Genomic DNA, 26,187 nt, shown 5'->3' with positions numbered 1-26,187 from the left:
ATTAATGCCTCCTAATTTATATTGTAGCGCTGTTATTAATAAACAATGGGGTCGATATCATAAGGCGTTTCTTGATATACATAGTAATTGAGCCAGTTAGAGAATAATAAATTGGCATGCGCCCGCCACACTGCTGGAGGTGTACGGTCTGGATCGTCTTTAGGGAAGTAATGTTTAGGCAAAGCCATTTCCATCCCTCTGGACACATCACGATCATATTCCCATTTCAAGGATAAAGGATCGTATTCGGAATGTCCGGTCACAAATATTTGTTTACCGTCGTTTGTAGCCACTAGATACATACCAGCTTCTTCGGATTCCGCCAGAATCTGCAGATCTGGATTATTCTCAATATCTTCACGGGAGACATCGGTATGACGGGAGTGCGGTACATGGAACACCTCGTCAAAGCCGCGCAACAATTTAATGTTATTTTGATTAATCGTATGAGCGAAGACACCAAAGCATTTCTCAGGCAATGCCACTTTACGAACACCAAAATGATGATATAAGCCTGCCTGAGCCGCCCAACAAATATGCATGGTTGAAGTCACATTGTCCTTGCTCCATTCAAAAATATCTTTCAGCTCTTCCCAATACGATACATCCTCGAATTCCATTTGCTCTACAGGAGCACCTGTAACGATTAGGCCATCCAAACGGCGGTGGCTGATCTCGTCAAAGGTTTTGTAAAAGCTCTTCAAATGTTCAGCAGAAGTATTCTTGGAAATATGGGAACGCGGATGCAATAACGTAACATCCACTTGTAGTGGCGAATTTCCAATTAAACGCAGCAATTGAGTCTCTGTCGTCTCTTTAGTCGGCATGAGGTTCAGAATAGCAATCCGTAGTGGACGGATATCCTGATGGAAAGCCTGACTTTCGTCCATCACAAAAATATTTTCTCCGGATAGTACTTCTTTCGCCGGTAAACTGTCGGGAATTTTAATTGGCATTGTCTTTCCACTCCTTAGCTGAATTTAGTTGTTTTGCCGCACTGCGGCTTGCTGAACAATAAAAAGACCTTCCTCAGAAATCGAGAAAGGTCATATCTACAGTCATATGCGCCTCTCTCATCTGCCAGAATGATTCTGAAGACGATTTGGCGTCAACAGAAATTCCGCAAGAATTAGCACCGTGCGTTTACACGCCGGTTGCCGGGTTTCATAGGGCTAGTCCCTCCACCTGCTCTTGATAAGATTTAGCTGTATTCAATTAAATTACTTTAAAATTCACTTTAAATCATGAACCTCCTTTTCGTCAAGTCCATACAATGCTGAAGAAGCCTCAAAATCACAATAAATTTGCTTGAAAGAGGCATACTCCGTTGTTATACTAGACAAGTATTTCATACCTGAACGAAAAGAAGAGGTGAGAAGAAGAATGGAAGGCGACCCGAGCTCGCAATTATGTGTACAGAACGAACAACCACACAGGATAATCATCAGCTTGCCGGCGGCGGGAGCAGTTCTTCTTCATGCCCTCGAAACGTCATTTGGCCTTATGTATTGATTGTAACCCCGGCCAAGCTGATTTTTTTCTCTGTGCTTAATTAGCAGTCCCTGGTGAAGACCTGGGGACAGGAGGAGTGAAATCAGATGAAAATCCGGCTGGTAAATGCAGGGGTTTTTACACCTATTGATGAAATTGATGAAACACTAACACCCCCAACGGAAGGGTTCTATTGGATTGACGCCGATGTAGAGGATTTGGAGCTGCTTCAGCCCTTGTTCAACCTACATGATCTTGCTGTTGAGGATTGCCTTAGTGAAGAGGATCAACGTCCAAAGATCGAAATATACGAAAGTCACTACTTTATAGTTGTAAATAGCATCCGTTTTGATGATGAAGAAATTTTCCTGCGGGCGCTCAATGTATTCCTTGGAAGACATTACATCATCACAGTAACGAAACAAAAGATCAATGAACTTCGAATCCTGAAGCCTATGCTCTGGGAGCAAGAGGTAAGTGAACCGGATATGTTCCTTTACTTACTTATTGACCTTGTCGTGGATAACTATTTCTCCGTCGGCGACCGGATCGAAGCTCGGATTGAGAAGCTGGAAGAAGATATCCTCATGCACACCAAGAAATCACATCTCAGCGAAATTATCGGTCTGCGAAGTGAAATTCTATGGTTGAAGAAAATGCTGGGGCCACAAAAAGAAGTGATCAATACCCTAAATAAAAAAGACCTCCGTCTGATTGATGATCAGCTGCAGAAATATTTTAGCGACATTTATGAAAATGCGGTTAAAATATCTGAAACCTTTGAGACGTACCGCGATCTCATGGGCAACTTACGAGAGGCCTACCAATCCAGTATCGCCAACCGCGCGAATGAAATTATGAGAGTGTTTACTGCAATCACAACGATATTCATGCCTCTGACCGTAATTACCGGTATCTACGGTATGAACTTCGATCATATGCCTGAGCTTCATACGAAATACGGCTATTATGGCGTTATAGGCGTTATGTTGACGTTAGGCTGTGGGATGCTATATGTATTCCGCAAGAAGGAATGGCTATGAAACGAATCGGACGAATAAGCAAGACGAAGGCCCTGTAACCGTAAGGTATAAGGTAGCCTTCGTCTTTTTGATATGCGGAAATTTAAAAACTAGTCGCCATACCCACTTTATGCGTTTGCTCTCGACGGAAACGGATGCGGATCAATCGCAGACGCTCATAATACACATCCAATCCCTCAGCAGTCGAAAATTCCTCACCATACACCTTATGTAGCACCGGTTTTAGGAAGAGATCCCCGAGCTCCACATAGGCATTCCATACCGCTTCCTGCTCATTCTGCGGCATATTGCTTAGCTCTACATTAATCAGCTTCTCCACGGAATAGCCTTCTCTTTCTAGTTCCTCTACTGCTTCAATCAGTTCACGCCGGTTTACTCCACTATTCACCTTAAGCTGTTCCAAACCTAGTCCATTCTCGATCCCCTGTAGCATTATCCGCCGTAAGCGCAGTCTTTCTAGTTGCTTCTTATATTTGACCTCTTTCTGTTTATAAAGCCAAGATACAAAAGATTCCTCTTCGATTACCTCATGTACCCAATTCAGAGGAAAGGAATGTTCCCTTGCCACCGCAGAAGTTATAGCTAGCCAATCAGGCCCAAACTGTGCTGCCTTGCCTTCTCCTACACCTGGAATTTGCAGCAGCTCCTCTGACGTATGCGGTAGAAATGTGCTTAACAAGCGCAACACGCGATTGCTGGCGAGTATATAAGGGGCCTTCCGTTCACTCGAAGCTTTTCCACGCCGCCAAGCACATAATTCCTCATAAATAGCCTCATTCCCATATTGCTCGCTGTAATATTGAAGCTTCAGCTGCTCCTGATTACGTCCAGTAAGACTATCCTCCTCGTGAAATATCCCATCTATTAAGGGTCGATAGCCATCTCCCATCTTCACCGCTAGCTCATGCCGGTATACACAGAGCATTTCATTCCAAGAACCACCTTCATACCATAAATTCTCGACATAATTCTCCCCTCCTGAAAAATCACGCCAGCCCAAACTCCAGATTCCCTCTTCCTCTCCAATCCACAGCTGGGCGTACACCTCTTGATCCACGCCAGATATTCTGGATAACCGGTTCATAAATACAATTTGCATATTCATCCCTGCCTTTCTCAACTTACAGCAAGCACAATAACCTCCCGGGCAGTGCCTCCTTCGGAGCGAACGAATCCTTTCTCAGGCAAACCCCGAAACACAAAAAAGCACCTCTCTCACGATAAACGCGAAAGAGGTGCTCCCTCATTAAATGCTATACTGTTAGATCCTAGAATACCATATATTACCGAACAGTCAATGTCTTTTTATACTAGCTTCTAGCTAGAGCTAAAGTAGCCAGTCCAATCGCTCCAGCAAGTCCTGCATTGTCTCCAAGACCCGGTGAGACAACATAATTATCGATGTCGACATTAAGCGAAGGATGCTGAACATATCCGCTTAATAGCTCTTGCAGCTTAGTACGAATTAACGGGAACAGGTGGCTTTGCTTCATGACACCACCGCCCATTACGATTTTTTGAGGAGACAGAATCAGCACATAGTTCATGAGTGCATGCGCAAGATAGTGAGCTTCCATCTCCCATGCCGGATGGTCCACTGGTAGCTCGCCTGCCGGTTGTCCCCAGCGTTTACCGATTCCCGGACCTGCAGCTAAACCTTCAAGGCAATCCCCATGATATGGACAGTAGCCCTCGAATGTATCCTCTGGATGTCTACGAACTAGAATATGTCCCATCTCAGGATGAGACAATCCATGGACCATCTGGCCGCCTACCACTGCTCCCGCTCCAATGCCTGTCCCAACCGTAATATAAAGGCAGCTGTCCAGACCTTTAGCCGCTCCCCATTTACTCTCCGCAAGCGCCGCACCATTCACATCCGTGTCAAAGCCGATCGGAACGTTAAATTGCTCTGCCATAGTGCCTACCAGATTATATTGTCCCCAATGAGGTTTTGGTGTCGTTGTTATGTAACCATAAGTAGGGCTGTCCAGCACGGGATCAATCGGTCCAAAAGATCCGATTCCGAAAGCTTCCACATTCTTCTCTTTAAAATAATCAATTACTAGTCCCATCGTTTCTTCTGGTGTTGTTGTCGGAAAGCTTACTCGATCAACAATGGTACCATCCTCATAACCAATCCCACATACAAACTTTGTTCCGCCTGCTTCAATCGCTCCCAATAGCTTCACAGCAATTATCTCCCTTTCTCTAGTTAGAAGTTAACACGCTACCCATACACAAATGAATAATATCATTAAAAAAAGCAATCACCAGCCCTAATTATACGTCGAATGAAGCGCTATCACAATAAGTATAAACACCTTCGGCGTCCTTACAATGACGCTAAGCGTTTAATCGAGAAATATAAGGATAATGTATAACGTGAAACTTATACGTTCTTATATTTTTAACAAAACACCCTCCATGCATCTTTGCATGAAGGGTGTCTGACCTTTAGTTATTCAGATCATCGAACATGGAACCCTTTACCGTAACCTCAATCTGATCCAGCGGCTTTATACCGACCAGCTTGCCCAGTGATTTGTATGCATTGGTGCTCTTGGATAGTTCCACGTCTGCCAGCCAAGCCTTGACATAGTACTTGCCGTCTGGCATTTCAGCTGTAGTATAAACAGGAATATGGTCTTTATTAATCGTAATCGTCACCGTAGACTTCTCCGTGATCTTGTACATATGCTGATTCAAGCCCACATATTCACGGTATTTGAAATTGTTGAAGCTTCCCAGTGTGCTAGACTGCGAGTAACCCTCTAGTATATTCTTCCAGAATTCATAGGTGCCTTTATCATCTTCTCTATCCTGGGAATATGGAATCTCTTCCACCTCTTTAGTAAAGCTGTTCTCAACCGTCAGCAATTTCGCATTATTTACACCGGTGTTATTCTCTACCGATAAAGCTGCTGACTTTCTTGCAAAGTTATTTCCGCTTTTGCTTAGAGGTTCATTCCGCAGATTAACCGCAACCTTATCATTATTAATATACATAAGATCTGTCTCATATCGGAAAGAATTTGTAAGGTCTTCAACAAGATCCTTATGATCCTTCGTGTCTTTATCCGTGTCCTTAAACGTAACCGTCTCTAGCGTAAAGGTATAGGTGCCAATAGGGTTAAAATAATACCCCGATTTAATCGGATAATCATATCCTTGCAGCTGTTTATCGGTTGCAAACACGGCAGTATCGTAATCAGATTTGTTATTTAGCATTTTTTTGGCGGTAGCTCTGGCTTTCTTATAAGCTTGAGCCATGCTATTCTCTATTTTCCAGCCGATATCTCCGCTTGCCTGCTGTGTAAAGATCCGCTCGAATTTACCCTTTACTTTCGTCCAATCCTGCAAGATCTCATTCTCATCTTCATGAGCCATCCAGCGGATCACATTATAATTGTAAGGCTCGCTTGTCCAGAGAAGCTTTCTGATCAAAGAATCCGCTTTGTTCTTGTCTATTGAATTCTTGTACAGCTTCGGTGCGATTTGTTCGAGCCCGTTATAAATATAGGTCCGAATGGTTCTTTCGTCCTCACCTGGTGTAAATGGAGCCGAAGTATTGCCGCTCTCCGTATATGTTTTACAGGTTTCAACATCCTTGCCTTCTGCGTTCTTACTGGTGCTGCATACCTGATAATCACGGGTATAATTCCTGCTCACGGTACCTTGGAAACTGATATTACCTGACTTTTGATTGGGTGTGTAAGGAGCAGGGTTAATATACCACTTACCGTTAACCGGATCATCACCGAAATCAGGGCGCTGTAAACTAGCAATAATGTTAGGTTTTCTTACTATTGTACTAGCAGCATCGTCTACGACCGGATTGTTTTCCACTCGGAAATAACGATAGATAGTATCCGAATTATTGGTTACTTCCAAGGCGCCTGTAGCATTCCCACTCCAAGTAAAATCAGCATATGGCGGCTGTAAAACAGCTTTTATAGCAGCGCCATCGGCCAAACCAAATTTCACTTTTTTTGATAACACATTATAATCCAGATCAAAGGAGCCTTTGGTTGTTGGCATCGCGGAGACCTTCTTAATCCATCCGTAAAGCTCATTATTTCCGTACATGACTTCCTTAGGTGACTTCTGCCTATTCAGATTAAACTGGATGTATGCATCTTCCTCAGGCATTGTAAATGTCGCGTAAAGAATCTTGTCCGCCATATTAGCCGCAAGCGTAATTTCACCTGCTAACGTTGATGCATGTCCGTGATATTTTACAGGGATCTCTTTCCCGTTACTCGTGATCTTCCATGCGTAATCTGTCGTTTTCTCGATAGCGAAGCTAGATCTGAGTCTGATCCCGACGGTTACCTCTTGTCCCGCTACCGCGCCGGTCGGCATGGTTTCAATATGAGGGGATAGGTCATTTGCCTGCAAAATAAAAGGAGCAATAGAAATGCCTAAGTAAGTAATACTTCCATCCGAGCCCTGGATGTAAATCCTGCCTGATCCCCATGACAGATAGGTAGGCGGCTGTAAGACGTGTACATAATCTATCCATTTCCCACCTTTGGATGGGGTGGCATTCAGTGTGTAGACAGGTTTGTCTTTGAGTGTGCTATTTTGATTGTTGTACATAAATTTCTCATACGTTTTGCCTGCGTAATCCTCGTTAAGTCCTGTAATTATGGATTGTTCAAAAGATCCATTTGATTGCATTAGATATTCGTTATTCGTATCTATATATCTGTCAAATTTATTTCCTTTGATACCATAGCTGGTTCGCACAGCGGGATTTTGCCATGGCATCTCAATCATGTTGAAATCCTGAATTTTTGTGCCACTCCACCCAGCATACCAGGGGGCTCCTTCAGTAGATACGGAATCTCCCGTAACCGTATATCCAGAATAAGCATACATATTGTTCTTATGGACGAGCACAGGTCCATGGCTCTGCCCATAAACCATATCGAAATTATAAGTATTGTTATCTAAGTTTTTCTGAATCAGCTCTGTTCTTAACGTTCCAAATGTTGTTTGGGCAGGATAATAATTAGCTAGTCCGTATAGAAGATCCATATCCTCATTAATATTCTCAATCACTTCAGCAGTAGTTTTCGGAACATTATTACCTGCATCATCACTCGACTGAGCCGAAAAGACAGAAGATGCTAGCGATTGAAAAATTAATATTGTGATTACACTAAGCCATAATGATTTTTTCATATAGTCACCTATTCTATTAATGATATCTACCTCTTCTACTTTTTAGCTTATTTTTTGTATAATCCTATTCCTATATCGTCCATCCCCGGAGAGACAACATCAATTTTATAATTTTTAGCCTCAAACAGCTTATATGGTAATGCATCACTTCTTTGTTTTTTACTTCGAACATAACTCATGATAGAATCCACAACATTGCTCTCAATTTGTTGGCGAAGAATGGCTTCTGTCTCATTCATAGCTTGAACTGGATCTGCGCCATTTTGAGTAAAACTAATAGTGAATTCCATATCAACATAGCCAGTTAATACTTTTTCATAAGCAGTTACTACCATTTTTGATTCAGATACATAAGCCGGATCAAGACTCGGTCCCATTTCGGTATACGGAATCTTAAATCCAAGCACTACTGCCTCTTTAGGTTCTGTTGAAGTTGTTGGCTGGCTGCTTGGAGGGGGCTCATTTCCCGGAGTGGTGATGTAAACCGTCTTCACGGCATCATCCCATTTCACATTTACACCGAGTCCTTCATAGACAAATCGAAGCGGGACAAAAGTTCTTGACTGTTTGAACAGTGCAGCCGTATCCATTTGTTTCGTTTTTCCATTGAGCTCATAACTCTTTTTCCCGATATAGACACCCATTGTTTTTCCGTCAAGCGAAATCGTCGCTTTTTTAGCCTTACTGTCCCATAACACCTTAGCTCCGAGGGCTTCACTTATAAAACGAACGGGCAGCTGAACTCTTTGCTGCGCATCGATAAAAGGCTGAGCGTCTGGAAAATTAACTTTTTCTCCATTTACTATCACCCTCAAAGGAAGACTTGCTGCTAAACCAGAGAAATTCGAAGAAAACAGGGCTACCATTAGCAATACAACTAGCGAACTCATTAATTTTTTCATATAACTGCTCCTCTCAATTTAGTTTTCTATTCCTGATATAATTAGTTCAAGTGTATTGTAGTGGTACTTGCACGGGCAGCTGCAACAATTTTGGATTCAATCTCCCGATATTTTGTTACAGTGTATCTTAGGCCTGCAGTTTTGCTATTTATCACTGTTGTTACACGACTTTTCTGTGTCCGGACTTCGTTGCTTAAACGCTGAACTTCTCTTAATTGAGCTTGAACATAAGATTCACTGTAAGCTCTGCCCACGTTAGAGCTTACTCCAGAAGCTATGGATAATATCCTCTCGACGGCTTCAGCAATACTCTCTTCCTTACGCACCAGACTTTTCTGTAGACTCTCCAGTTTATCCATATTCGCCAAGATCCTGGCTCCTTGAATGACACTAGCGGATGCAACTGCAATCTTCGTTATGGTTTTCGTTACGGTCGATTTGACTTTGCTGATCGCTGAATCACTAATCGTGCGTACACCAGCGATAAATTCATCCTTGGTTTTCTTAATTTTAGATTTTACACTTTGGAAAATATCCCCCATTTTCTTCATTGCTTTGTCTTTTACACTAATCCAATATTCCTTTTGAGCTTCAATATATTGAATGGTGTTCTCTACAAAACGATTGAAACCATCTTTCATTTTTGTCATAAAATCAGAGACTGCGTGCTTTACCTTTTGTGAAAACTCTGCAATTTTATCACCGATCAGATTAGTTACTCGGACAGCTTCTGTCACCATATTCGTTACAAATTCTACGCTTTGATTATAAAAGGAGACCACTCTCTCCTTAATGTCCTCCACCTTTTGCTCAATCCAAGGAATCACACTGTCAATTACAAAACCGATCACATAAAGCGCAATCAGAGCTTTTATAGTGACAACGAGCGTAGCTAAAGCTGCAGCAATCGCTGCAGTAACAACTGCAACAGGTCCAACAGTCACCATAAAAAGACCAACTACAGCTATTCCTGCGAACGCTAATGGCCGTAGATCCACTTCCCCATCCAGTACTTTAAAAACCCCTTCGACCAACGCTTCCTTTAGAGGGCCCGGCACAATTTCCAGACCCACTGTAATATTATGCACAAGGTTAGGAACCAAAGCCCGAGTCTGTGAATCTGAACGTTGAAAGGTCACATTGTTCCCAGCGATCTCCAGTGAAAACAGAGAGTGATGAGCAAGGCTGGCAGCTCCTTCCGATTTTGTATCAATATAAATACCTGCCGAAGGATTTTGAAATAAAGCCGGAACGATGTCATTTTTATTCCTGAACTCTTTGATTTGTCCGTTTTCATTCATTTCATCAATATTCGATTTGAACCTATCTAGCACGTCTCCATTAAATCCCGGAGCATTGAAGGTTGAAGCCGAAACGAGATATTTACGCAGATCCTCCGGCAGAATAAAGGAAGAATATAAAGCCAGGTTGCCACCCAGCGAATGCCCGCTCAGATATAATTCATAACTCCCATCTATATTGAAATTATCCATATATTCTTTAGCTTCCGCTTGTTGTAAAGATTCAATAGCATATGCAGTTGTTCCATTGTTTTTCCAGTCATTAAGGTAAAGTGGGTTATCCATAGGTTCACTGCCCCGGAACGCAGCTACCTTCGCCCCGTTCTTGGTATCCACTGTAAATGCAACAAAGCCAGATTCCTCTTTTTTATTATGAGAGACGATATTGGAGATTTCCCAATTCTGATATGGAGGTTTATTCATCTGCTCTATGAGATCATTCCACTGCTCGTATTCTTTGACTCCGTTAAGATCGTCAGGAAAGCGTTCTTTTAATTGTTGCTGACCTTCGGGAGAGGAGTAGAAAATGAGAACTTCGCCGAGTGTAATATTATTGAAACCTTTCAGGTATTTTGAGTTCAGTGTTTCAATATCTAGTATATCTAAATATACTAGCTGCGAGATTTGCTTTAACTCAACCTCTGAAATATTATCAGGATCAGCCATTACAATCCCCCTCTTTGTTCAAAGCTTTTTAACCTATTCTCTTTCCATTTATTGAAAAACTCTTCTATCTCTTCTCGCGACTCTTTAATCTGTCCATCTGTCCCTAAACTATATCCACTCACCGTTACTATGTTAATGACTCCTGTTTTTCGAGTTTCATCACTATAAAATTGTGAGATATTGTCCTCAGTTTTTTTGAGTTCATCAAATCGTTCATAGGCCTCAGGAGTTAGATAGCCTATTGATATATCACTACTAACGTATCCTTTTTCCTGTAGCATTCTGGCAAGAGCCATGTACTTTTCAATTTCTGATTTTTGATCCATATTACCTTTACTATTGATATAGTTTTCACTATTAAGATAGATCATAATTACAAGTGTATTCGTTGGGTATAACTTTAAAAATTGCTCATAGGACATCTTCGTATCGCTATGTTCGGGATAAACAAGCCCAGTATCATTAGCAATGGTAATCTTGCTGTCTGGCCAAATACTCGCAGCCATTTCTTGAATTGTTGGTTCGTCATTTTTTGCAACTACCTGATTTAGATATTTGTCATATACCTTTTCAAGATCCTTCGTAATTTCTACCTTTACTTTAATCGTTTCGTCCTTTTTAGGCTTAACGATCGCCTTCAACGTATTGTTGTTCATCGTTCCCCAGCCGCCGCCTATGCCATCAAGAACAAATTCCTCACCATACTTTTCCTGCATAAAACTTAAAATTTTCTTTTCCGCTTTCTCATCTCTGGACCCGGATCCACAGCCCATAAAGCTGAACATTGATAATATCAACATCAGAGTCAACACCTTCCTTGTAAAAATCTTTTTCATGCTGGCTTCACTCCTTTTAGATGGCGATTCCAGTTAGCGATTAGAATTCAAATTCCAGCTTCAACTCTGGAAATTTGAACATTTGATTCATGTTCGTTTCAACCACCTTATCGAGGTGTAATGTCATTTGGTTGGTTAGTTTCTCCATACGTTCCATGAGGGCATTTGTCAGTTTATCCAACCATTCTTCTACGTGGTCCAACAGCTTATCTCCTACCGGACTGCAAATCAGAAGGATGGATAAGACAGCTTGCGTGATTTCATTCAACTCTTCCGCCGTTTCCGCTGCCTCGAGCATGGTTGCTTCGGATAATTGTTCAAACTTCGCACGGATGTCATCGAATAAGAAGGCTTCCGGGATATTATTCATTTCGGTTCTCCACTCGCTGAACTTCGCATCCAACATTCGTTCATATTTGTGGGCAATTTCAATCAGTGCACCTCGCACTTTTCCTACATCCAGCTGATCTATTAAAGTAAATATCACATACCCCAAATGATCTGATGCACGTTCGGTTAGTCCGACGGTATCCCCAAATCCGCTCATAACAGCATCAAAAACAGGCGTATGCTCTTCCGTTAGGATATTAATCTTGGATAGCAAAGCATAAGCATTCCCTTTTTCACCTGTAATCACATTCCCCTTGGAGTCAAAAGTATAGCGCTGCCAAAGCGAATCAGGAATCAAAAATTCCGTTTCTTCTATACCCGATTTAGCAAATACAATCTCTTCGTTATGTTTGCCTAATGCGGATACAAGACTGTTATAAGCCACAATATTTTTAACCTGAAGCTTGCCATTTTGCTCCGCGGACAGAATGTTTGCGATACCCGGTGCGTCGAATACTACACCGCTAATCCCCTCATTAACCGATGCTGCATAAAGAGCTAAAGCTCCGCCCATGGAATAACCAGTAACCAGGCAATCCCTCTCCCCTTTGTTCTTTAATAAAAATCTTGATGCTTCCTCCGGCATGCTGCTCTGGCCGCTTAGCAGAGACTGCAGATCAGCGAGCCAATCATTGCCTTTATATGTAAAGATAATCAATCTATCATCATGCTCATTTTTATAGGCATAGGCTGCTGCACCAGCAAAAGCCAGACTATCCGTCAGTTCGAGGCCATCTGCTGCTTCTACAACTGAGGCCAGCGTTATGTATTGTTGTTCGGTCAGCTTCACTTACAGAACCCCCCATATAAATTCTCTTCATGCTTACTTAAAATCATACTAACAAGGCAGATCGTTCAAAATCCGCCTTGTTATGTATGCCAGCATTATTTTCCGCGCAGTTTACTTGCCATTTCTTGCTCAGCTTGTTGCTTGATGTTAGCAATTTGCGTTAGGTTTTTGCTGATATTTTCTACACAGAGAACCATTTCCTTAAAGCTAGGCATAAGTCCATCGAATTGTTGTACAAAAGCAGTCTGTGATTCTCCTTGCCACCAACCGCTAACGGCATGAATTTCAGATTGCAATTGTTTGATAAGTGTATCTGCATTGCTTGCTTTGGTCTTGATTGACTTAGCTACACCTAGTGCCTGATCCGGATTAAATGTAAGATTGTTTCCTGCCACAATATTCACCTCCCTTCAAAGCATTTCAGCTCCGCACCCCTGTCATTACTTCTGGCTTTGCTTTTGTTTTTCCAATTGCTTTTGTTTCAGCGCCTCTTGTGCCGCTTTCTCTGCCAGTCTTCGTTTCTCTTCTCTTTCCTGTTCAGCACGGTTCACTTCTGAAGCCACTCTTTGGACTCCGCTTTCCAGCCTTTCCAGCATTCTGAGCAGGCTCTTCATCTCGCTATCCAGCTCGTTGTATTCGCTTTGAAATGCCTTAGAAGCTGTACCGGTCCAATAGCTGGCCGATTGTGTGTAGTCACTTTGCAGTTTCTTTGAAGTACTGTTCACATCATTGGTTAGACTATGAATCTGCGAAGCCATTCCCCTAATTTCTGATGGACTAACTGACATTAGCTGCACCTCCACCCTAAACTCCCATACCCGTCGTAACTCGATTCTCCTTGCTCCATACGGCGCATCTTAACCCGGTGTATTTGCTCTTCACAATGAGATAACCATCTCCTTGTTCCCCATTTTTCTCCTGGGTTCCGTAAGGTAAGGTCACATTGTACAGATTTTGTTCTTTCATTCTGCCCAGCAGGATCCCAGTCTGTTCTTCCCTTATGGTCTTGCCCAGGGAGTCCCAATTAGACGTAAGATCACTCGTATTGTCTGCCGCAAGGACAGCCACTTTGATGCCTTTTTCTTGCTTCACAATTCGCTCAATCAGCTCATGCAGCATATACATATCTCCACTCGTAAATTCACTCAAGCGGTCAATGACGAAGATCATCTGCTTCCACTTTTTCATCAATGCGCCAACGTCTCCACCGGACATTCTGCAAGAGAGAAGCTCACTGCGCCTGGATTCCAATTGCTCCTTAATCCCTTCAATGAAGTCATCCAGATCATCCACCTTCGATAGATCCGTTACGTATGGCTGCTGCATCAGTTCATAAATCCCCATAGCGGAGGAATCCAGCGCATACACCTCAAGATCCTGTTTATCACTCAGCAGCTTCATCCACGATACGAGTAAAGTACTTTTTCCTGACATCGCTTCTCCAGCTACCATCAGCACCGGTGTTGCCAGAAGATCTATAAAGACGGGTTGTAAATCATGGTTGGCTAAGCCTATTGCCAGTTGCTCTGTATCATGATTGAGCTGCCTCAAGTCAATCGTAGAAGGCATCACCGGAATTGGAATTGCTCCGCTAAGATTCAAAGCCTCCATTCTCTCCAAGATGAGCTCCGTAGTGGTACGTTCATATTCAGGAAGCGATGTCTGAAATTCAAGAGGCGGCTTGCCCCGTACTAATCCTCTGCCCGTAACCTTTGCGGGTTCCAAGCCTTCCGTTCGTCCAACAATACTGTCATATTCACTCTTCTCCGTCATCTGGAAGCTGATCGCCATCTTGAAGTTAACTGAAAATTTATATCTGACCAAAGCACTGTTGGTTGCTGTGGCGACCATATAAATGCCGTATTTAAAGCCTTCCCTAGCCAGCAGCACCATTTGTGCGTCAAACTCTTCGTAGGTCTCCGATAAAGCGAAGTAATTGTCGACCATGACTACAAATGCAGGCAGTTTGCGTCCACTTCTACGGTAATCGCTGAATCCTTCACTGCCGGTATTTTCAAACAACGCTCTTCGTTCCTCCATAACCCTGAACAGAAAACGCATAAATTGGTCAATCTTATCTTCTTGCTCCAGTGTCATTACCCCGCCGACATGAGGGAGTTTCTCCATAGCTTTGAGTGAGCTTCCCCCAAAATCCATAAGATAGATATTGACCTCATCTGGCGGATACATCAGGGCCATCGATATACATAACGTTTTGAGGAACACAGTTTTACCTGTACCCGGCGTTCCATAGACAAACAGATTCCCTTCAGATGCAAAATCAATCTCCAGCGCTTCCTGTCTCTGTCCTCTTGGATCATCCATGATCCCCACTGGAACACTGAGCAGCCTCTGTTGCTGCGGCCAGCTACCATCTGCGTAGCTATTCGCCAGCAATGAATCAAGGTAGACTACTTCAGGCAGCGGCGGTAGCCAAGGTCCTTTCAATGGAGAAATCCCATATTGCTTGGCGGTCTCCGCAATGTATTCAACCATGGCATGGAGCTGGGAGGCCGACTCGTTTTTGGCGATTTTCTCTTCCTCCAGCGGGAAGATCTGCTCGCTTCTACCATTCAGAGCTACCTTGTAGATTCGTTTGGGCTTGTTCTCCTGTTTCTGCAGCTCTCCTTTGGGATCATAATCAGCACCGGAATAAGCAGACTGGAACAATTCAAAGATCTCATCATTCCCGACCTGTATATACGCCCGCCCCGGTTCCTTAATCATGGCGGCATCAGGACGCTTAATAACATCCTTACTGTCCGCTTCATCCTGTACTTTCAGACAAATTTTGAACTTCGAGTTACTCCATATCTGGTCATCCACTACGCCGGCAGGCTTCTGGGTGGCAAGAATCAAATGGACGCCAAGGCTTCGACCTACCCGGGCCGTACTTACAAGCTCCTTCATGAAATCCGGTTGATCCTGCTTAAGCTCCGCGAACTCATCCGCAATCATAATCAAGTGGGGAATAGCCGGCATATTGCCTTTTACATTTTTGCTATAAAATAATTTCTGGTATTTATCAATATTGTTCACGCCATATTCTGAGAAAACACGTTGCCGCCGCATGAGCTCACTTTTGATAGACAGCAGGGCTCTCGTCGTTTGATTCCCGTCTAGATTTGTAATGGTTCCGACCAGATGAGGCATTCCCTTGAATACATCTGCCATACCTCCCCCTTTGTAATCGATAAGGACAAAAGCGATATCATGGGGGTGATAATGAGCCGCTTGGGATACGATAATGCTCTGCAGCAACTCACTTTTTCCAGAACCGGTCGTCCCGGCTACAAGACCATGGGGACCAAATCCGGTCTCATGCATATCCAGGTGTAAGGCTTCACCGCCTGCTCTTACCCCAATGGGCACGCTCATACCCATATAGGTTTTGTTACGAGTCCAGTTAAGGATTACATTCACTTCGGATACCTTTTCGGTCTGCAGCATATCCATTAACGTGATGGAGGACGGGAGCGAGAAGTTAGCGCTTGAATTTTTGATACGCAGCGGCGCAAGCTTTCTCGCCACCAGATCCAAGTCTTTTATATCTGCCTGGTCCGGTGTAAACACAATCTTCTCTCCGGTTAATCGATCGGCCATTTCACCGCTTTTACCATTCAAATGAATAACGGTTTTACAGTTCATGGGCAAATATGCGGAATTCTTGGCAATAAAAAGGGTCGATACCCCAAGCTGTGCACTGCCGTTGTACAAATATTTACTGATTAGCTCATTTTCTAGCAAGAAAGCATCTTCTACAATAAAGAGATAATGTGGCAATCCCCCACCGCTCAAAGACCTCATCTCTCTCTCCTTCAAAGCGCCATAAATCTCGGACAAGGTCTGATGGGCAATGGCTTTACCACATAAAAGAAATCTGATATTGAAGCCGTCATCCCATAGATGGGGTACAAATTTCAGCCAATCCCATTTCTCTAGCTCTTCCTCTGCGGCAAGAACAATGACCCTGACATCGTCGTACCCATGATGAGTCACAAGCTGTAGCAGCATCAGCTTTATAAGCTCGGCTGTTTTATCTCTTTCCCCGGCAATCCCACATATTTCAGTAGTCACTAGATTAACCGTTATGGGAACGTTCGAGACCTTCTCGAATTCCATAGCCAATCTCTGCGGCTCCATCAAGAGCGGGTCCGTTTCAAGGATGATCGCCTGTTTGGTGTATTTGATGTGTAGCGCCAGCGGTGCACTACCCACCCCAATCCTCAGAGCCAGGAAATCATTATGGGAAGGCGTTTTTTCCCATAGCTTGTTATCTTTCCGCAAAATTCTCTGCACACATTCCGCTGGCTCCGGGCTCATTTCATTCATGGCTCTTACCTGCTGTTCGCGGGCTATTGATAATTCACTGCGCACATCGGTAATAAACTGAAGATATTTCTCTTCTCGTTCCTTCTTTTTCCGTTTATATTTTCTTATCTGCGTTATCGCACCTGTAAGAGAGCCGATTAGAGTCATCACTGTAGTCGCAACCGAGATCAGTAAATAGAGGGACTGTGAAGTCATTGCAATTAATACGGTAATAATCAACATCACGATAGGCGGGAGTAATATTCCGAACCAAGAGATTTCCGGCTTTTCGTTAATCATGGGTGGATTAGGAACATCAATTTCTCCCCGAGGCATGTCTGGTAGGAAACGGGGCTGGCGACTGAATTCATAATTCATGGCTATACCTTCCTGTATAGGTTATTGTCTCGGCTTCTCCCCCAAGTAGAGAGAGTCGATGCCATTCTCGACCGCTGCAAAAATAAAGGTCATTGTCCAGAACATGCAAGAAATCAGCATTCTCTCCACATATCCGAATACTCCCCCCATGCACTGGGTCCACTCGATATATACTGCCTTCATTTAATCGGTTGGCACAATAAATATATCTGCCATCAGTGCTGATACTAAGGGCATCCATGTTATCTACCATTGTTAACGTATGACTCTCCACATCAAGTAACGTCAAGCGATGTCTATTCTGAGGATCTGGAAAACACAGCTTACTTCCTATTCGAATCAGTGAACTTGTAGCCAATTCACTAATCCTTTCAATATCCTCACCGGATTCTGTACTTCTCTTAATCCCACTTGGCGTAGCATAGTAGATTTGCCCTTCATACAAAAGAAAGCTTTCCACATGCTCATCAATCAGCTGCATATCGCGTTTGCTATTGGTAGCACAGCGATACAATCGATGATCCTCCTCATGGATATAGTAGATCCAATCCTCATGTCGTTGAAGCAGATAACAAGGTTTATCTAACAATACTTCTGAAGATTGCTTCACAATATCAAGCTTACAGAGCACGTTCCCCTTTAACTGATCACTGTAATAAAGGAAATTGCCAGCCTCGTTCATAAACCAGAACAAACCCTCGTAATGAATAGGCACAGCTTGATCATTCGCTCTGTCCAAGGAATAGGTTCCTGAATAGTTCTTAATATCCGTAATAAAGAGCGATTCTCCAGCTTTCAGTATTAATCCGCCATTCTGCAGGTTACCATTCATTTCATTGCCCCTTCTCAGATAAGTGTGAGCAGTGCGCCATGGGCTACACCTTCTTGATCCAAGGTTTTACTATTACTTAATATTCTGCCTAACGGCTCGGCCTGAAGCTTGGCCTCATGTCTCCCCTTTAAGTTCAGGGATTCTATCAGCATGCCTAGCAGTTCTTCTATAGTCACAAACACTGGAACTTTTAGGTCCATTCTTAGAGCTGTATCCGTCTGAAAAGTAACCATGATATAGTCCATTCCGATTATTCCTTTCATCAATTCTTAACGGACAAAATATATTTCCTCTCGCTAATTAACTGATAATCCACATCTTTTTCTGCTTCTTCAGCGAGCTTCAAATATCTGGTTTTAAATTTGTATGTCGCTTGTGCTTTCACATCTACTTCTGATACCCATTGACCGGTTTGGTTGTTCTCCTCGTTAGAAAAATCTAAACTTACCGTAAAATCATTGTATCTACCATCATTGGATGTAAAGGTAAGCGTATTGCCATCATCGGTCTGTTCCGATACATTCATGGCACTTTCGAACGCATCAGAGAAGTATTCCTTGAACCTCTCCACGTTAATTTTTGCATCTAATCCGCGAAGCAGCTCATATTCCAAGCTTCGATCCTTGGCTGCCCGGCATGCATTAGAGATCGCAGTGCTCAGCACTACCTTCTCTCTAAATACAATGCCCATCTCCACCAAGGGCTCCACAACAATTGACACTAGAATGATCAACAATATCCCTATTGCAATATTTTTCACCCAAAGTCATCCTATCAATCTATATAGTAGTCCAGATCCTTATAATGTTTCAGGCCTGTCGTTGACATGGAGAAGTGGACCGGAATTTCACGCTCCAGCTTCTTTCCCCATAAAGTAATAGAGAAAGGATATACGGCTTTAATCTCGACCGTAAGCGGTTCACCTCTTTGCCGATACGGTTTATTCAATTCATTCCATTCATCGTAATAAGAGGTTTCATCATCATTTCCAATCGCATTATCTTGATCTGCATTCGTGACCGTAATGGCAATATCATCAGCTTTATCCCGGTAAATAGGGCGTTCCTGTAATCTCTCCAGCGCATCCTCATAATACGATTCCTTCAAGTAGTTATCTCCAGCTACTATCTGCGAGACACTATACGTCTCCGTGACTAGTGTTAAATACCATGGAAAAAAGAAAGCCAAATTCACAAACAGCAAAATCGTAACCGAGGTCAGGATGGTAAGTAGGACTGCCTTTGCTATCCCTTGCATTATGATTTCACCCCAAATTAGCTAACCATCTTTTTGATCAAATCATCGAATAAAAATGTCCAGATATCGTCAACCCATCCTGCCAGTACTCCGCCCTTTAAATAAGTGACTACCACACCAATTAATATAATAACGCCGACCGTAATCGCAATTTGCTTAATGCCCACTTCCCCTTTTTCCTCCACTAGCAATTCCTTTAGATCTGTTTTCATTCGTGTATCCCCCTATAAATAAAATTGGCTTATTGAAACATCTTCATAGAACTAAGAATGGTAAATAGATAGTACATAACGATATAAATGGCCAACACTATAATAAGTAGAAATTGGATTCTAGCACTGCTACGCTGCTTACTTTCAAGCTCTTCTTCCAATGCTCTGATTCTGAACCCATCTAATTCATTCTTGAGATAAGCCATCTGAGACACATTGTCGTACCCTTTAAGTCTGGTCTCCATAATGTCGCAAAACTTGATCACGTAATGCATTGGAATCCGTTTCTTTAGCTGCTTAAAAGCGAATTCCTCTCCGTATTCAATATTGTCCAGCATTACGCCAAGCTCCTCAGCAATATCAGAATTGGCACTTGGAATGTAATCCTTAAGCACATCCGAGAAATGAATATTGACCGATTTTATATACTGGTAATAGACCATACTATAGAAGGCTGGGAAATCCAGGGATATATTTTTATTTTTCTTATCGATGATTTTCTCCAGCTCCACTACGGGGTAGAGCCAGCCCAGCATGATGAAAATGGCAGAGACACAGCCGAGTAGAATGTTGACCTTCCATAGCAAAAGCATGATCACAATGGCACTTAATGTGTACATGAATTGCTCGGTACGTATCTCCTCAGGAGTCTTCTGTAGATCAAGCCGGTCGATGATTTTCTTGAATCTTAACCTTTCAGCACTCCCCAATAACCCTTTAACATATTTCATTGCAATTCTTCGTTTATATTGGTTGAACTTTTCTTTTAACGCCGCATTTTTACGCTGCTTGATATATTGACGTGCACGTTTTTTTTGTTTTCTGCTCACTGGCTTGAAGAAGGGATATAACAATATTTTTATCAAATAAAGGATGGAGAGCATGGCTATCAGCTTAACTAGGAATATCATTTGCGCTCACCACCCATGCCGACGTTCCCTTGGAGCACCTGACTCCGTGCAAAGCTCAAGCAAATGACACTAATCAGTATCGTGTTGATCAATTTCCCGACATTGCTTACAAGCATAAATTCCCTAAAATCCTTTACCGTCAATGCATATAAGAAAAAGAGCACGATGATTCCGGTTTTAAACATAAAGTCACGATTCATCTTTCGGAAAATCCGTTCCTTTTTAGAGTTAATCTCGCGCAGCACAGCATTTTCATCTACAATATCGAGAAAAATGTCTGCCATTCCTTTTCTTTCGTTATATTCGAAGACCACTGCTTTTTTCGTGAAATTATCAAATTTAGGACCAAGCTGTCTATTTAACAGCGTAATAGCTTGCTTAAAGGAATAGCCGTTGTTATCACAATTATCTATAAACTGCTGGAAATAGGGCCTAAGGTTAGGACTGATATATTCATCGCTCTCCATCACCTTCTTAATGGCTACTAGTACACCTTCGCGGGCTAACGGACAAATTACATCCTCGGCATCCATTATATTTTCCAGCCGTTCTGCTTGGATGGCTCTAGACTGCATCACGAAAAAAGTAAACAAGCCTACAAAGATTGAAATCGTGATCACAAGCGAAAGCGTAATGCTATTCATAAGCAGAACCACTAACAGAGCTATAATCGCGAAACAAATGCAAAGCATTGAGGTAAAGCTCTCCAGTGTAAATGGCATATTAAAATCTAAAATTAGACCCTCTACCATTCGATTGTATTTCGCATAAATATTTTCCTTCTGCCTGACAATTCGTTCCTTCTTGATCCGGTCGACATAACGCTTCGTGTTATACTTGCCAAGGTACTCTGCGAGGGTATCCATAATGTCGAGAACATATCTTACAGACCCCTGAAAAAACTTGACCTCAAAGATAGCGTTAAAGAGTACAAATGCAGCCATACCTAGAAGTAAACTAATGATTAAAGTTGTATTCATCGAATTCGTACACCTCTGTTTCGCCCTCCAACGGATCCTTGGTAAAGAACTCAAACCTGCTTCTCTTAATTCCAGCCTTGAGCATTAACTGCTGTACATTCTCCGAGATTTTTCCCACACGTAAATGTCTACCGACAATTTTGAGCGTCTTCTTGCCCTCTATCATCTCTTCAATAACGTCATCACAATCAAATCTATAGATTTGATTAATCAGCGGATTCAAGCCATCTGAGCCCAAAATTTCTGAAATTGAAGTCACTTTACGAGTTCCATCTGCCAGTTTCTCTTGAAAGATTACAAATTTCACAGCACTGCAAATATTTCGTAGAGCAAGTTCTGCTGGCTCATTAGAAGCCATTAGATAAGCCGTTAGAAATCTGAAGATCGCTTCCTTATCTCCCTCCGCATGAAGTGTGGAAAAGAAATAGTGTCCCGTCTGTGCTGCTCGGAGCGCTGTGGCGAATTCACCGGGTGTCCGAAGCTCCCCTGGACCGATCCAGTGAGGTGACTGTCTCATCGCATTAATAAGCAAATTTTCCATAGTTGCTGGGCTTGAGTCATCATCATCAGGGACCGACTCGTATTGCAACACATCATTCAGCACTCTACCGTGTTCGCTGTTATCTTCTCTTTGAATCAATCTCATCTCCGAAGGATTCTCAATAGTAATAATCCTAGATAGAGGATTGATCTCCTTCACAAGAATCTCATTTAGCGTTGTCTTTCCACTTCCTGTCGGACCAACCGTAATCCAAGATAAGTCCGATTTTGGGATCAAGGACAACAATTTATACATGTTGGAGGAGAAGGATTTATTCTTAATGAGCATTTTCGGAACAATACTCTTCTTGCTAAACTTTCGGATCACAAACGCGGGTTGATCATAAGGGGAGATTTCAGCATGAGTAGCATTCACACGATACCCCTCAATTGTTCTGGCATTTACCATTGGTATCTTTGGAATCAGCCGAACCTTGGAGATACCTATAAGCTTGGCGATAATCCGTTCCATATGATCACGATCTGTAAAATGTTGATCCCATTGCAGGCTTCTTCCGCCACTTTCCACAAAGATTTGATCAGGGCCGTTGGCTCTAATTTCATCTATACTCGGGTCCTCCATAGCCTTGGTAATGGGACCATAGTGAGTGATTTCATTGGTAAGTGCGTTCTTCAACTCTGCTAGGTCATAAAACCCCTCGACAGAAGGTTTCTGCGCGTCTACAAATTCATTTATGTATGCCTTCGTCATTTCACGTTTTCGAACAGGGTCGTTTTCTCGCCTATACGCATGTGTCGTTATTTTCGTAATATATTTTTGGCATAGCTCCAAAGCCTCATCAAAGCTTATGGTCGTATATTTACTAGCCAGATCCTCCATGTTCTCCTTCGGCCCTACCTGATGTAGTACCTTTTGCTGCATATCGCTAATTTTCGCACGTGTCAGCAAGTCGCTCTCCCCTTTACTGATCCGCCAACCGATCGGCCAGCTTTTGGATCTCTTTTTTGAAATATTTATTGATTAGGGGGTTATCTTTTATGTACAGCCTGCCCTCATGTGCACGAACTACGGCATCCTTCACAAGCGGCAGTACAGAAACTATGTTAAAACCCATGTCCTTCATAACCTTATAATCAAATTCAATATGCTGAATATTCATCATCACCACACTAGTGAACTTGGCCGTACTTATTCCAACCGATTTAGCATAGTCCAGCAGCTTCACCATATTTATCGTAGCTTCCATCCTCTCTGTTGCCGTAAAGAATCCGATGTGACAATACTTCATGGCACCCAGACAAAATTCCAATGGAGGGTTGTTGGGAATGTCGATCAGCACGATATCAAACATCTGCTTAAGTGTAGTAATTACACGCTCTAAATTCCCAAACTCAAAGTCAAAGTACTCCTCCATTAGATCCTGTGGACTAGCTGATAACAGGAACAGCTTCTCATATTTGGTCTGCTGCAATTCATCTCGGAAATCTACCTTGTCGCTTTTTAACACCTTAATTAATCCTTGGCCCTTCTTGTGTGCAGGGACATCTAGAAATTGATATAAGTTCGGATAGAACACCTTAAGGTCAACCACACAAGTATTCAGGCCTTTTTGAGATAACAGATAGCCTAAGTTGCTTATTAGCATGGCATTATCTACACCATCACAAGCAGGTATAAAACCTACTACACTATAAATCAGATTATTCTCTTGAAGTTCGGCACCGACGAGATCCTTAGATGATATTTTCTGAAAAATGCTGTCGATTCCTAATCCTCTTTTCCGATCCACGATTCCACCTCTTTCTCCAAAGTAGGCAGTTGGTCAATGATGACATCACTACTTTTTCTGCTCAGTATGGTAATCAGAAATGAATTTCCATTTAGTCCTTTGTATTTGGCATAATTGTTAATCTGTGCACTCGTGCCCTCTAGGAGCAATGCTTTAGGTTGAATATTCTTCAAGAAATCCTTGCTCTTCATGACATTCTGCTTCTTATCCTCATCCAGCTTCTGCACTTCTTTATATACTTCGTAGATGGAATGGCTGCTTGCGTTGAGCATATCCTTCACAACAATGCTTTCAAACAATACTTCAGTTTTTTTGATCGTATTCGTGGACTCGGAATAAATAGCATTTGGATTACCACCCGCGGCATCCTTCTGCTCTACCTCATAGGACACACGGATACGAACACGGTCTCCTGGCATCAGAATATCGCCGCCAACTTCCAAAAAATTATAAGGAAGCGTCAACACCTCATTTTCCTCATTTACTTGATACAGCCATTCATTTTTTTGCGGTTTCTCATCCAGTAACTGATCTTTGTAAAGCACGCTGTTCCCTCGAAGATAGTAAGCGGAAAGTTTACCTTTTACCGACTCAACATCTTCAGATAACAACATATCCTCCGTGTATTCTTTTTTGATAATATTGTATTTCTCAATCATAGGTTCCGTAATGACTACGTAAGCCGGAATACCATCACTCGGCTTCACTCGCAGCACCTCTACCACATCGCTGGCATCTTTGCTGGCTTTCGTAATGAACATATAAGAAACCACGATGATCAATATACTAAAGAGCAATGCTGCAACCCGCTTGAACATTTGCTTATTGGGTGTCGCATTCTTAAGTCCACTTAAATCCATTAACTACTCCCCTCCAGTAATCTAAGAAGTATATTTCCGTAAGCCCGCTCATGGTCTCTGTTTGAATATACGAGTGGCACATCTGTTTCGATCTGAGTGTCAAAATCCGTGTCATAAGAGATATGACCTGCTACTTTCATTTCGTATGTAAAGCTTTCTAATAGGCCGGATGACGTAACTGCACTTACCTTGTCTGGAATGAAAATATCACCTTGAAATCTGGAACGGTCGTTATATTTAGTGACAATTACTTTTGACTTCGCATTCAAATAGGCCGTATTTTCCTTATTCAGTGTCTCTTCCACATTCTTCAAAGTGCTTAATACAGCGTATAGATTATTGGGAATACACAGGCCAAAGCTGTCGATATGAATTAAGGCTTCTCGAAATCTATCCAATAAGTTCAATGGCAGATCCAATAGAATTAAATTAAATTTGTTCCGGAGTAAGGACAACAGACCAACAAGTTTAGAACTGGTATAAAATTGCTCAATCAACTTCGGATCGGAAAAGCTGTAACCCAGTCCAGCCATCCATAGATTTTCTTTTAAATGAAAAGCCGTAGTTAAATAATCCTGAGGTCTTGCTAACGTTCGGATGAGAGATGCATTTATATCTTCATCCCGCTTGGTACGTTCATGAAAGCTGCTGAAATACATATTCGTACTTCGATATTCGATATCCATGTCCACGATCAATACATTCAGACCACGTTTACTTGCTTCACTTGCGACGTTGATCGTCGTGCTTGTTATTCCGCATCCGCTATGACCGGTTATCGCAACAATACGACTAATCCCTCGGCTAACCCTATCAAGCTCCCTTGTAAGGTTATCCGTGGCCTGTAATTCAGGTGGAGCTTTCGGCTTCGGTTTAAACCGATCCAGAAACGACCCTTTTTTGTCCGTATTCCTTGGATTACTCTTATCTTCGTGAGGTTTTGATGGTTGTTTCAATTGGTGTTTAGTATCGGATAAATGCTCTAGAGCTTCACGAAATAGTACTGATGTAATGCGTATGTATTCGTAATTCTTAACTTGAAGATTCGGATATCTATAGCTGAGGTTCTTGAGTTCTGTATCATTCCTTATGTACCTGGTAAGGATTAGAATCTTTACATTTGACTTTTGATTAGCTACCAGCCAATGGATTAGGTCGTTTAAATCACTCCTGTTCTGTTCCATCCTCAGAGATAAGGCATCATCCGTTATTAATATGCTGTCTACTGAGGGATTAATGTTCTGCAAAAATTCCAATGTGCCTCCGAGTACTAATTCGGATTCATTCACTACGTCTACGGTTCGCGTGCAATACTCTGCTAATATCTTCTGAAACTTGTGCGTGACCAAAAGGATCTTCATCTCATCATCACCTACTATGGAAAATAATCCCTATCCATTTCCTTTGAAATCTCATTAAACCGATATTCAGGATTAGAAACCTTAATTTGTAATTTAGTCAAAAAAAGACATATATTGATAAATTCCCACATGTATTCGACAACAAAAAAAGCAGGCCAAGGATGATAACCTCGACCTGCCCATAT

24 protein-coding genes and 1 riboswitch are annotated in these 26,187 nt (G+C 42.3%); of the genes, 2 read left to right on the top strand and 22 right to left on the bottom strand.

All coding sequences use genetic code 11. The features are described from left to right. Nucleotides 1–35: 35 nt before the first annotated feature. Complete coding sequence (gene metA, locus QNH28_RS08175; protein WP_283910933.1) at nucleotides 36–956, bottom strand: homoserine O-acetyltransferase MetA; 921 nt, start codon at nucleotides 954–956, stop codon at nucleotides 36–38. 114 nt (nucleotides 957–1,070) lie between these two features. Beyond that, a riboswitch (SAM riboswitch) is annotated at nucleotides 1,071–1,201 on the bottom strand. Nucleotides 1,202–1,409: 208 nt separating this feature from the next. Here metA and QNH28_RS08170 point away from each other — a divergent pair. Continuing rightward, nucleotides 1,410–1,556 (top strand): hypothetical protein, encoded by a 147-nt coding sequence (locus tag QNH28_RS08170; protein ID WP_283910932.1) that lies wholly within the window; start codon nucleotides 1,410–1,412, stop codon nucleotides 1,554–1,556. A gap of 42 nt (nucleotides 1,557–1,598) precedes the next feature. Next, the gene (corA, locus tag QNH28_RS08165) at nucleotides 1,599–2,534 is read left to right on the top strand and encodes a magnesium/cobalt transporter CorA (protein WP_042125638.1); all 936 of its coding nucleotides are present in this window, start codon (nucleotides 1,599–1,601) and stop codon (nucleotides 2,532–2,534) included. A gap of 82 nt (nucleotides 2,535–2,616) precedes the next feature. Here the strand turns inward: corA and QNH28_RS08160 are convergent, their stop codons facing one another. The 21 genes from QNH28_RS08160 to QNH28_RS08060 form a co-directional block, all read right to left on the bottom strand. Continuing rightward, nucleotides 2,617–3,633, bottom strand: a complete 1,017-nt coding sequence (locus tag QNH28_RS08160; RefSeq protein ID WP_283912085.1) for an HRDC domain-containing protein — start codon at nucleotides 3,631–3,633, stop codon at nucleotides 2,617–2,619. Between the two features lie 211 nt (nucleotides 3,634–3,844). After that, the gene (locus QNH28_RS08155) at nucleotides 3,845–4,726 is read right to left on the bottom strand and encodes an ROK family protein (RefSeq protein WP_256989830.1); all 882 of its coding nucleotides are present in this window, start codon (nucleotides 4,724–4,726) and stop codon (nucleotides 3,845–3,847) included. Nucleotides 4,727–4,991: 265 nt separating this feature from the next. Continuing rightward, complete coding sequence (locus QNH28_RS08150) at nucleotides 4,992–7,724, bottom strand: hypothetical protein (protein ID WP_283910931.1); 2,733 nt, start codon at nucleotides 7,722–7,724, stop codon at nucleotides 4,992–4,994. Nucleotides 7,725–7,771: 47 nt separating this feature from the next. Then, nucleotides 7,772–8,626 (bottom strand): copper amine oxidase N-terminal domain-containing protein, encoded by an 855-nt coding sequence (locus tag QNH28_RS08145; protein WP_283910930.1) that lies wholly within the window; start codon nucleotides 8,624–8,626, stop codon nucleotides 7,772–7,774. Nucleotides 8,627–8,667: 41 nt separating this feature from the next. Beyond that, the gene (locus QNH28_RS08140) at nucleotides 8,668–10,593 is read right to left on the bottom strand and encodes an Mbeg1-like protein (RefSeq protein ID WP_283910929.1); all 1,926 of its coding nucleotides are present in this window, start codon (nucleotides 10,591–10,593) and stop codon (nucleotides 8,668–8,670) included. After that, nucleotides 10,593–11,429, bottom strand: a complete 837-nt coding sequence (locus tag QNH28_RS08135) for a hypothetical protein (protein ID WP_283910928.1) — start codon at nucleotides 11,427–11,429, stop codon at nucleotides 10,593–10,595. Before QNH28_RS08135 ends, QNH28_RS08140 begins: the two co-directional genes overlap by 1 nt. Nucleotides 11,430–11,469: 40 nt before the next feature. Beyond that, nucleotides 11,470–12,609 (bottom strand): alpha/beta hydrolase family protein, encoded by a 1,140-nt coding sequence (locus QNH28_RS08130; RefSeq protein WP_283910927.1) that lies wholly within the window; start codon nucleotides 12,607–12,609, stop codon nucleotides 11,470–11,472. A 95-nt stretch (nucleotides 12,610–12,704) separates the two neighbouring features. Continuing rightward, nucleotides 12,705–13,004: a WXG100 family type VII secretion target gene (locus QNH28_RS08125; RefSeq protein ID WP_283910926.1), complete on the bottom strand. Its 300-nt coding sequence runs from the start codon at nucleotides 13,002–13,004 to the stop codon at nucleotides 12,705–12,707. A 45-nt stretch (nucleotides 13,005–13,049) separates the two neighbouring features. Continuing rightward, nucleotides 13,050–13,397: a WXG100 family type VII secretion target gene (locus QNH28_RS08120; RefSeq protein WP_283910925.1), complete on the bottom strand. Its 348-nt coding sequence runs from the start codon at nucleotides 13,395–13,397 to the stop codon at nucleotides 13,050–13,052. Between the two features lie 16 nt (nucleotides 13,398–13,413). After that, a complete protein-coding gene (essC, locus tag QNH28_RS08115; RefSeq protein WP_283910924.1) occupies nucleotides 13,414–17,298 on the bottom strand; it encodes a type VII secretion protein EssC in 3,885 nt (1,294 codons plus the stop codon). Next, on the bottom strand, nucleotides 17,288–18,130 hold the full coding sequence (locus tag QNH28_RS08110; protein WP_283910923.1) for a DUF5050 domain-containing protein: 843 nt from the start codon (nucleotides 18,128–18,130) through the stop codon (nucleotides 17,288–17,290). Before QNH28_RS08110 ends, essC begins: the two co-directional genes overlap by 11 nt. A gap of 14 nt (nucleotides 18,131–18,144) precedes the next feature. Further along, nucleotides 18,145–18,393 (bottom strand): EsaB/YukD family protein, encoded by a 249-nt coding sequence (locus QNH28_RS08105; protein WP_283910922.1) that lies wholly within the window; start codon nucleotides 18,391–18,393, stop codon nucleotides 18,145–18,147. After that, nucleotides 18,393–18,890, bottom strand: coding sequence for a hypothetical protein (locus tag QNH28_RS08100; protein WP_283910921.1), 498 nt, complete (start codon nucleotides 18,888–18,890; stop codon nucleotides 18,393–18,395). Before QNH28_RS08100 ends, QNH28_RS08105 begins: the two co-directional genes overlap by 1 nt. Before the next feature lie 14 nt (nucleotides 18,891–18,904). Further along, complete coding sequence (locus tag QNH28_RS08095; protein WP_283910920.1) at nucleotides 18,905–19,387, bottom strand: hypothetical protein; 483 nt, start codon at nucleotides 19,385–19,387, stop codon at nucleotides 18,905–18,907. 17 nt (nucleotides 19,388–19,404) lie between these two features. Beyond that, the gene (locus QNH28_RS08090) at nucleotides 19,405–19,599 is read right to left on the bottom strand and encodes a hypothetical protein (RefSeq protein WP_076281079.1); all 195 of its coding nucleotides are present in this window, start codon (nucleotides 19,597–19,599) and stop codon (nucleotides 19,405–19,407) included. A 29-nt stretch (nucleotides 19,600–19,628) separates the two neighbouring features. Beyond that, nucleotides 19,629–20,510, bottom strand: a complete 882-nt coding sequence (locus QNH28_RS08085; protein WP_283910919.1) for a hypothetical protein — start codon at nucleotides 20,508–20,510, stop codon at nucleotides 19,629–19,631. After that, complete coding sequence (locus tag QNH28_RS08080; protein ID WP_283910918.1) at nucleotides 20,507–21,490, bottom strand: hypothetical protein; 984 nt, start codon at nucleotides 21,488–21,490, stop codon at nucleotides 20,507–20,509. The genes QNH28_RS08085 and QNH28_RS08080 overlap by 4 nt, the downstream gene beginning before the upstream one ends. Continuing rightward, complete coding sequence (locus QNH28_RS08075; RefSeq protein WP_283910917.1) at nucleotides 21,468–22,940, bottom strand: ATPase, T2SS/T4P/T4SS family; 1,473 nt, start codon at nucleotides 22,938–22,940, stop codon at nucleotides 21,468–21,470. The genes QNH28_RS08080 and QNH28_RS08075 overlap by 23 nt, the downstream gene beginning before the upstream one ends. Before the next feature lie 13 nt (nucleotides 22,941–22,953). Continuing rightward, on the bottom strand, nucleotides 22,954–23,781 hold the full coding sequence (locus tag QNH28_RS08070) for a CpaE/TadZ family protein (protein WP_283910916.1): 828 nt from the start codon (nucleotides 23,779–23,781) through the stop codon (nucleotides 22,954–22,956). Then, nucleotides 23,760–24,641, bottom strand: a complete 882-nt coding sequence (locus QNH28_RS08065; protein WP_283910915.1) for a hypothetical protein — start codon at nucleotides 24,639–24,641, stop codon at nucleotides 23,760–23,762. Before QNH28_RS08065 ends, QNH28_RS08070 begins: the two co-directional genes overlap by 22 nt. Further along, complete coding sequence (locus tag QNH28_RS08060; protein WP_283910914.1) at nucleotides 24,641–26,002, bottom strand: nucleotide-binding protein; 1,362 nt, start codon at nucleotides 26,000–26,002, stop codon at nucleotides 24,641–24,643. The genes QNH28_RS08065 and QNH28_RS08060 overlap by 1 nt, the downstream gene beginning before the upstream one ends. Nucleotides 26,003–26,187: the final 185 nt, after the last annotated feature.

It is taken from the genome of Paenibacillus sp. G2S3 (genome assembly GCF_030123105.1).
GTDB lineage: Bacteria > Bacillota > Bacilli > Paenibacillales > Paenibacillaceae > Paenibacillus_AQ.
Note: the sequence above shows the minus strand (reverse complement) of the source record. Positions and strands in the feature narration are given on the sequence as shown.

Bases quoted from the DNA above. Each gene is read 5' to 3' on its own strand.
- metA (WP_283910933.1), bottom strand. From the start codon at position 956: ATGCCAATTAAAATTCCCGACAGTTTACCGGCGAAAGAAGTACTATCC.
- QNH28_RS08170 (WP_283910932.1), top strand. From the start codon at position 1,410: ATGTGTACAGAACGAACAACCACACAGGATAATCATCAGCTTGCCGGC.
- corA (WP_042125638.1), top strand. From the start codon at position 1,599: ATGAAAATCCGGCTGGTAAATGCAGGGGTTTTTACACCTATTGATGAA.
- QNH28_RS08160 (WP_283912085.1), bottom strand. From the start codon at position 3,633: ATGCAAATTGTATTTATGAACCGGTTATCCAGAATATCTGGCGTGGAT.
- QNH28_RS08150 (WP_283910931.1), bottom strand. From the start codon at position 7,724: ATGAAAAAATCATTATGGCTTAGTGTAATCACAATATTAATTTTTCAA.
- QNH28_RS08145 (WP_283910930.1), bottom strand. From the start codon at position 8,626: ATGAAAAAATTAATGAGTTCGCTAGTTGTATTGCTAATGGTAGCCCTG.
- QNH28_RS08140 (WP_283910929.1), bottom strand. From the start codon at position 10,593: ATGGCTGATCCTGATAATATTTCAGAGGTTGAGTTAAAGCAAATCTCG.
- QNH28_RS08135 (WP_283910928.1), bottom strand. From the start codon at position 11,429: ATGAAAAAGATTTTTACAAGGAAGGTGTTGACTCTGATGTTGATATTA.
- QNH28_RS08120 (WP_283910925.1), bottom strand. From the start codon at position 13,397: ATGTCAGTTAGTCCATCAGAAATTAGGGGAATGGCTTCGCAGATTCAT.
- essC (WP_283910924.1), bottom strand. From the start codon at position 17,298: ATGAATTATGAATTCAGTCGCCAGCCCCGTTTCCTACCAGACATGCCT.
- QNH28_RS08110 (WP_283910923.1), bottom strand. From the start codon at position 18,130: ATGAATGGTAACCTGCAGAATGGCGGATTAATACTGAAAGCTGGAGAA.
- QNH28_RS08105 (WP_283910922.1), bottom strand. From the start codon at position 18,393: ATGAAAGGAATAATCGGAATGGACTATATCATGGTTACTTTTCAGACG.
- QNH28_RS08095 (WP_283910920.1), bottom strand. From the start codon at position 19,387: ATGCAAGGGATAGCAAAGGCAGTCCTACTTACCATCCTGACCTCGGTT.
- QNH28_RS08090 (WP_076281079.1), bottom strand. From the start codon at position 19,599: ATGAAAACAGATCTAAAGGAATTGCTAGTGGAGGAAAAAGGGGAAGTG.
- QNH28_RS08085 (WP_283910919.1), bottom strand. From the start codon at position 20,510: ATGATATTCCTAGTTAAGCTGATAGCCATGCTCTCCATCCTTTATTTG.
- QNH28_RS08080 (WP_283910918.1), bottom strand. From the start codon at position 21,490: ATGAATACAACTTTAATCATTAGTTTACTTCTAGGTATGGCTGCATTT.
- QNH28_RS08065 (WP_283910915.1), bottom strand. From the start codon at position 24,641: ATGGATTTAAGTGGACTTAAGAATGCGACACCCAATAAGCAAATGTTC.
- QNH28_RS08060 (WP_283910914.1), bottom strand. From the start codon at position 26,002: ATGAAGATCCTTTTGGTCACGCACAAGTTTCAGAAGATATTAGCAGAG.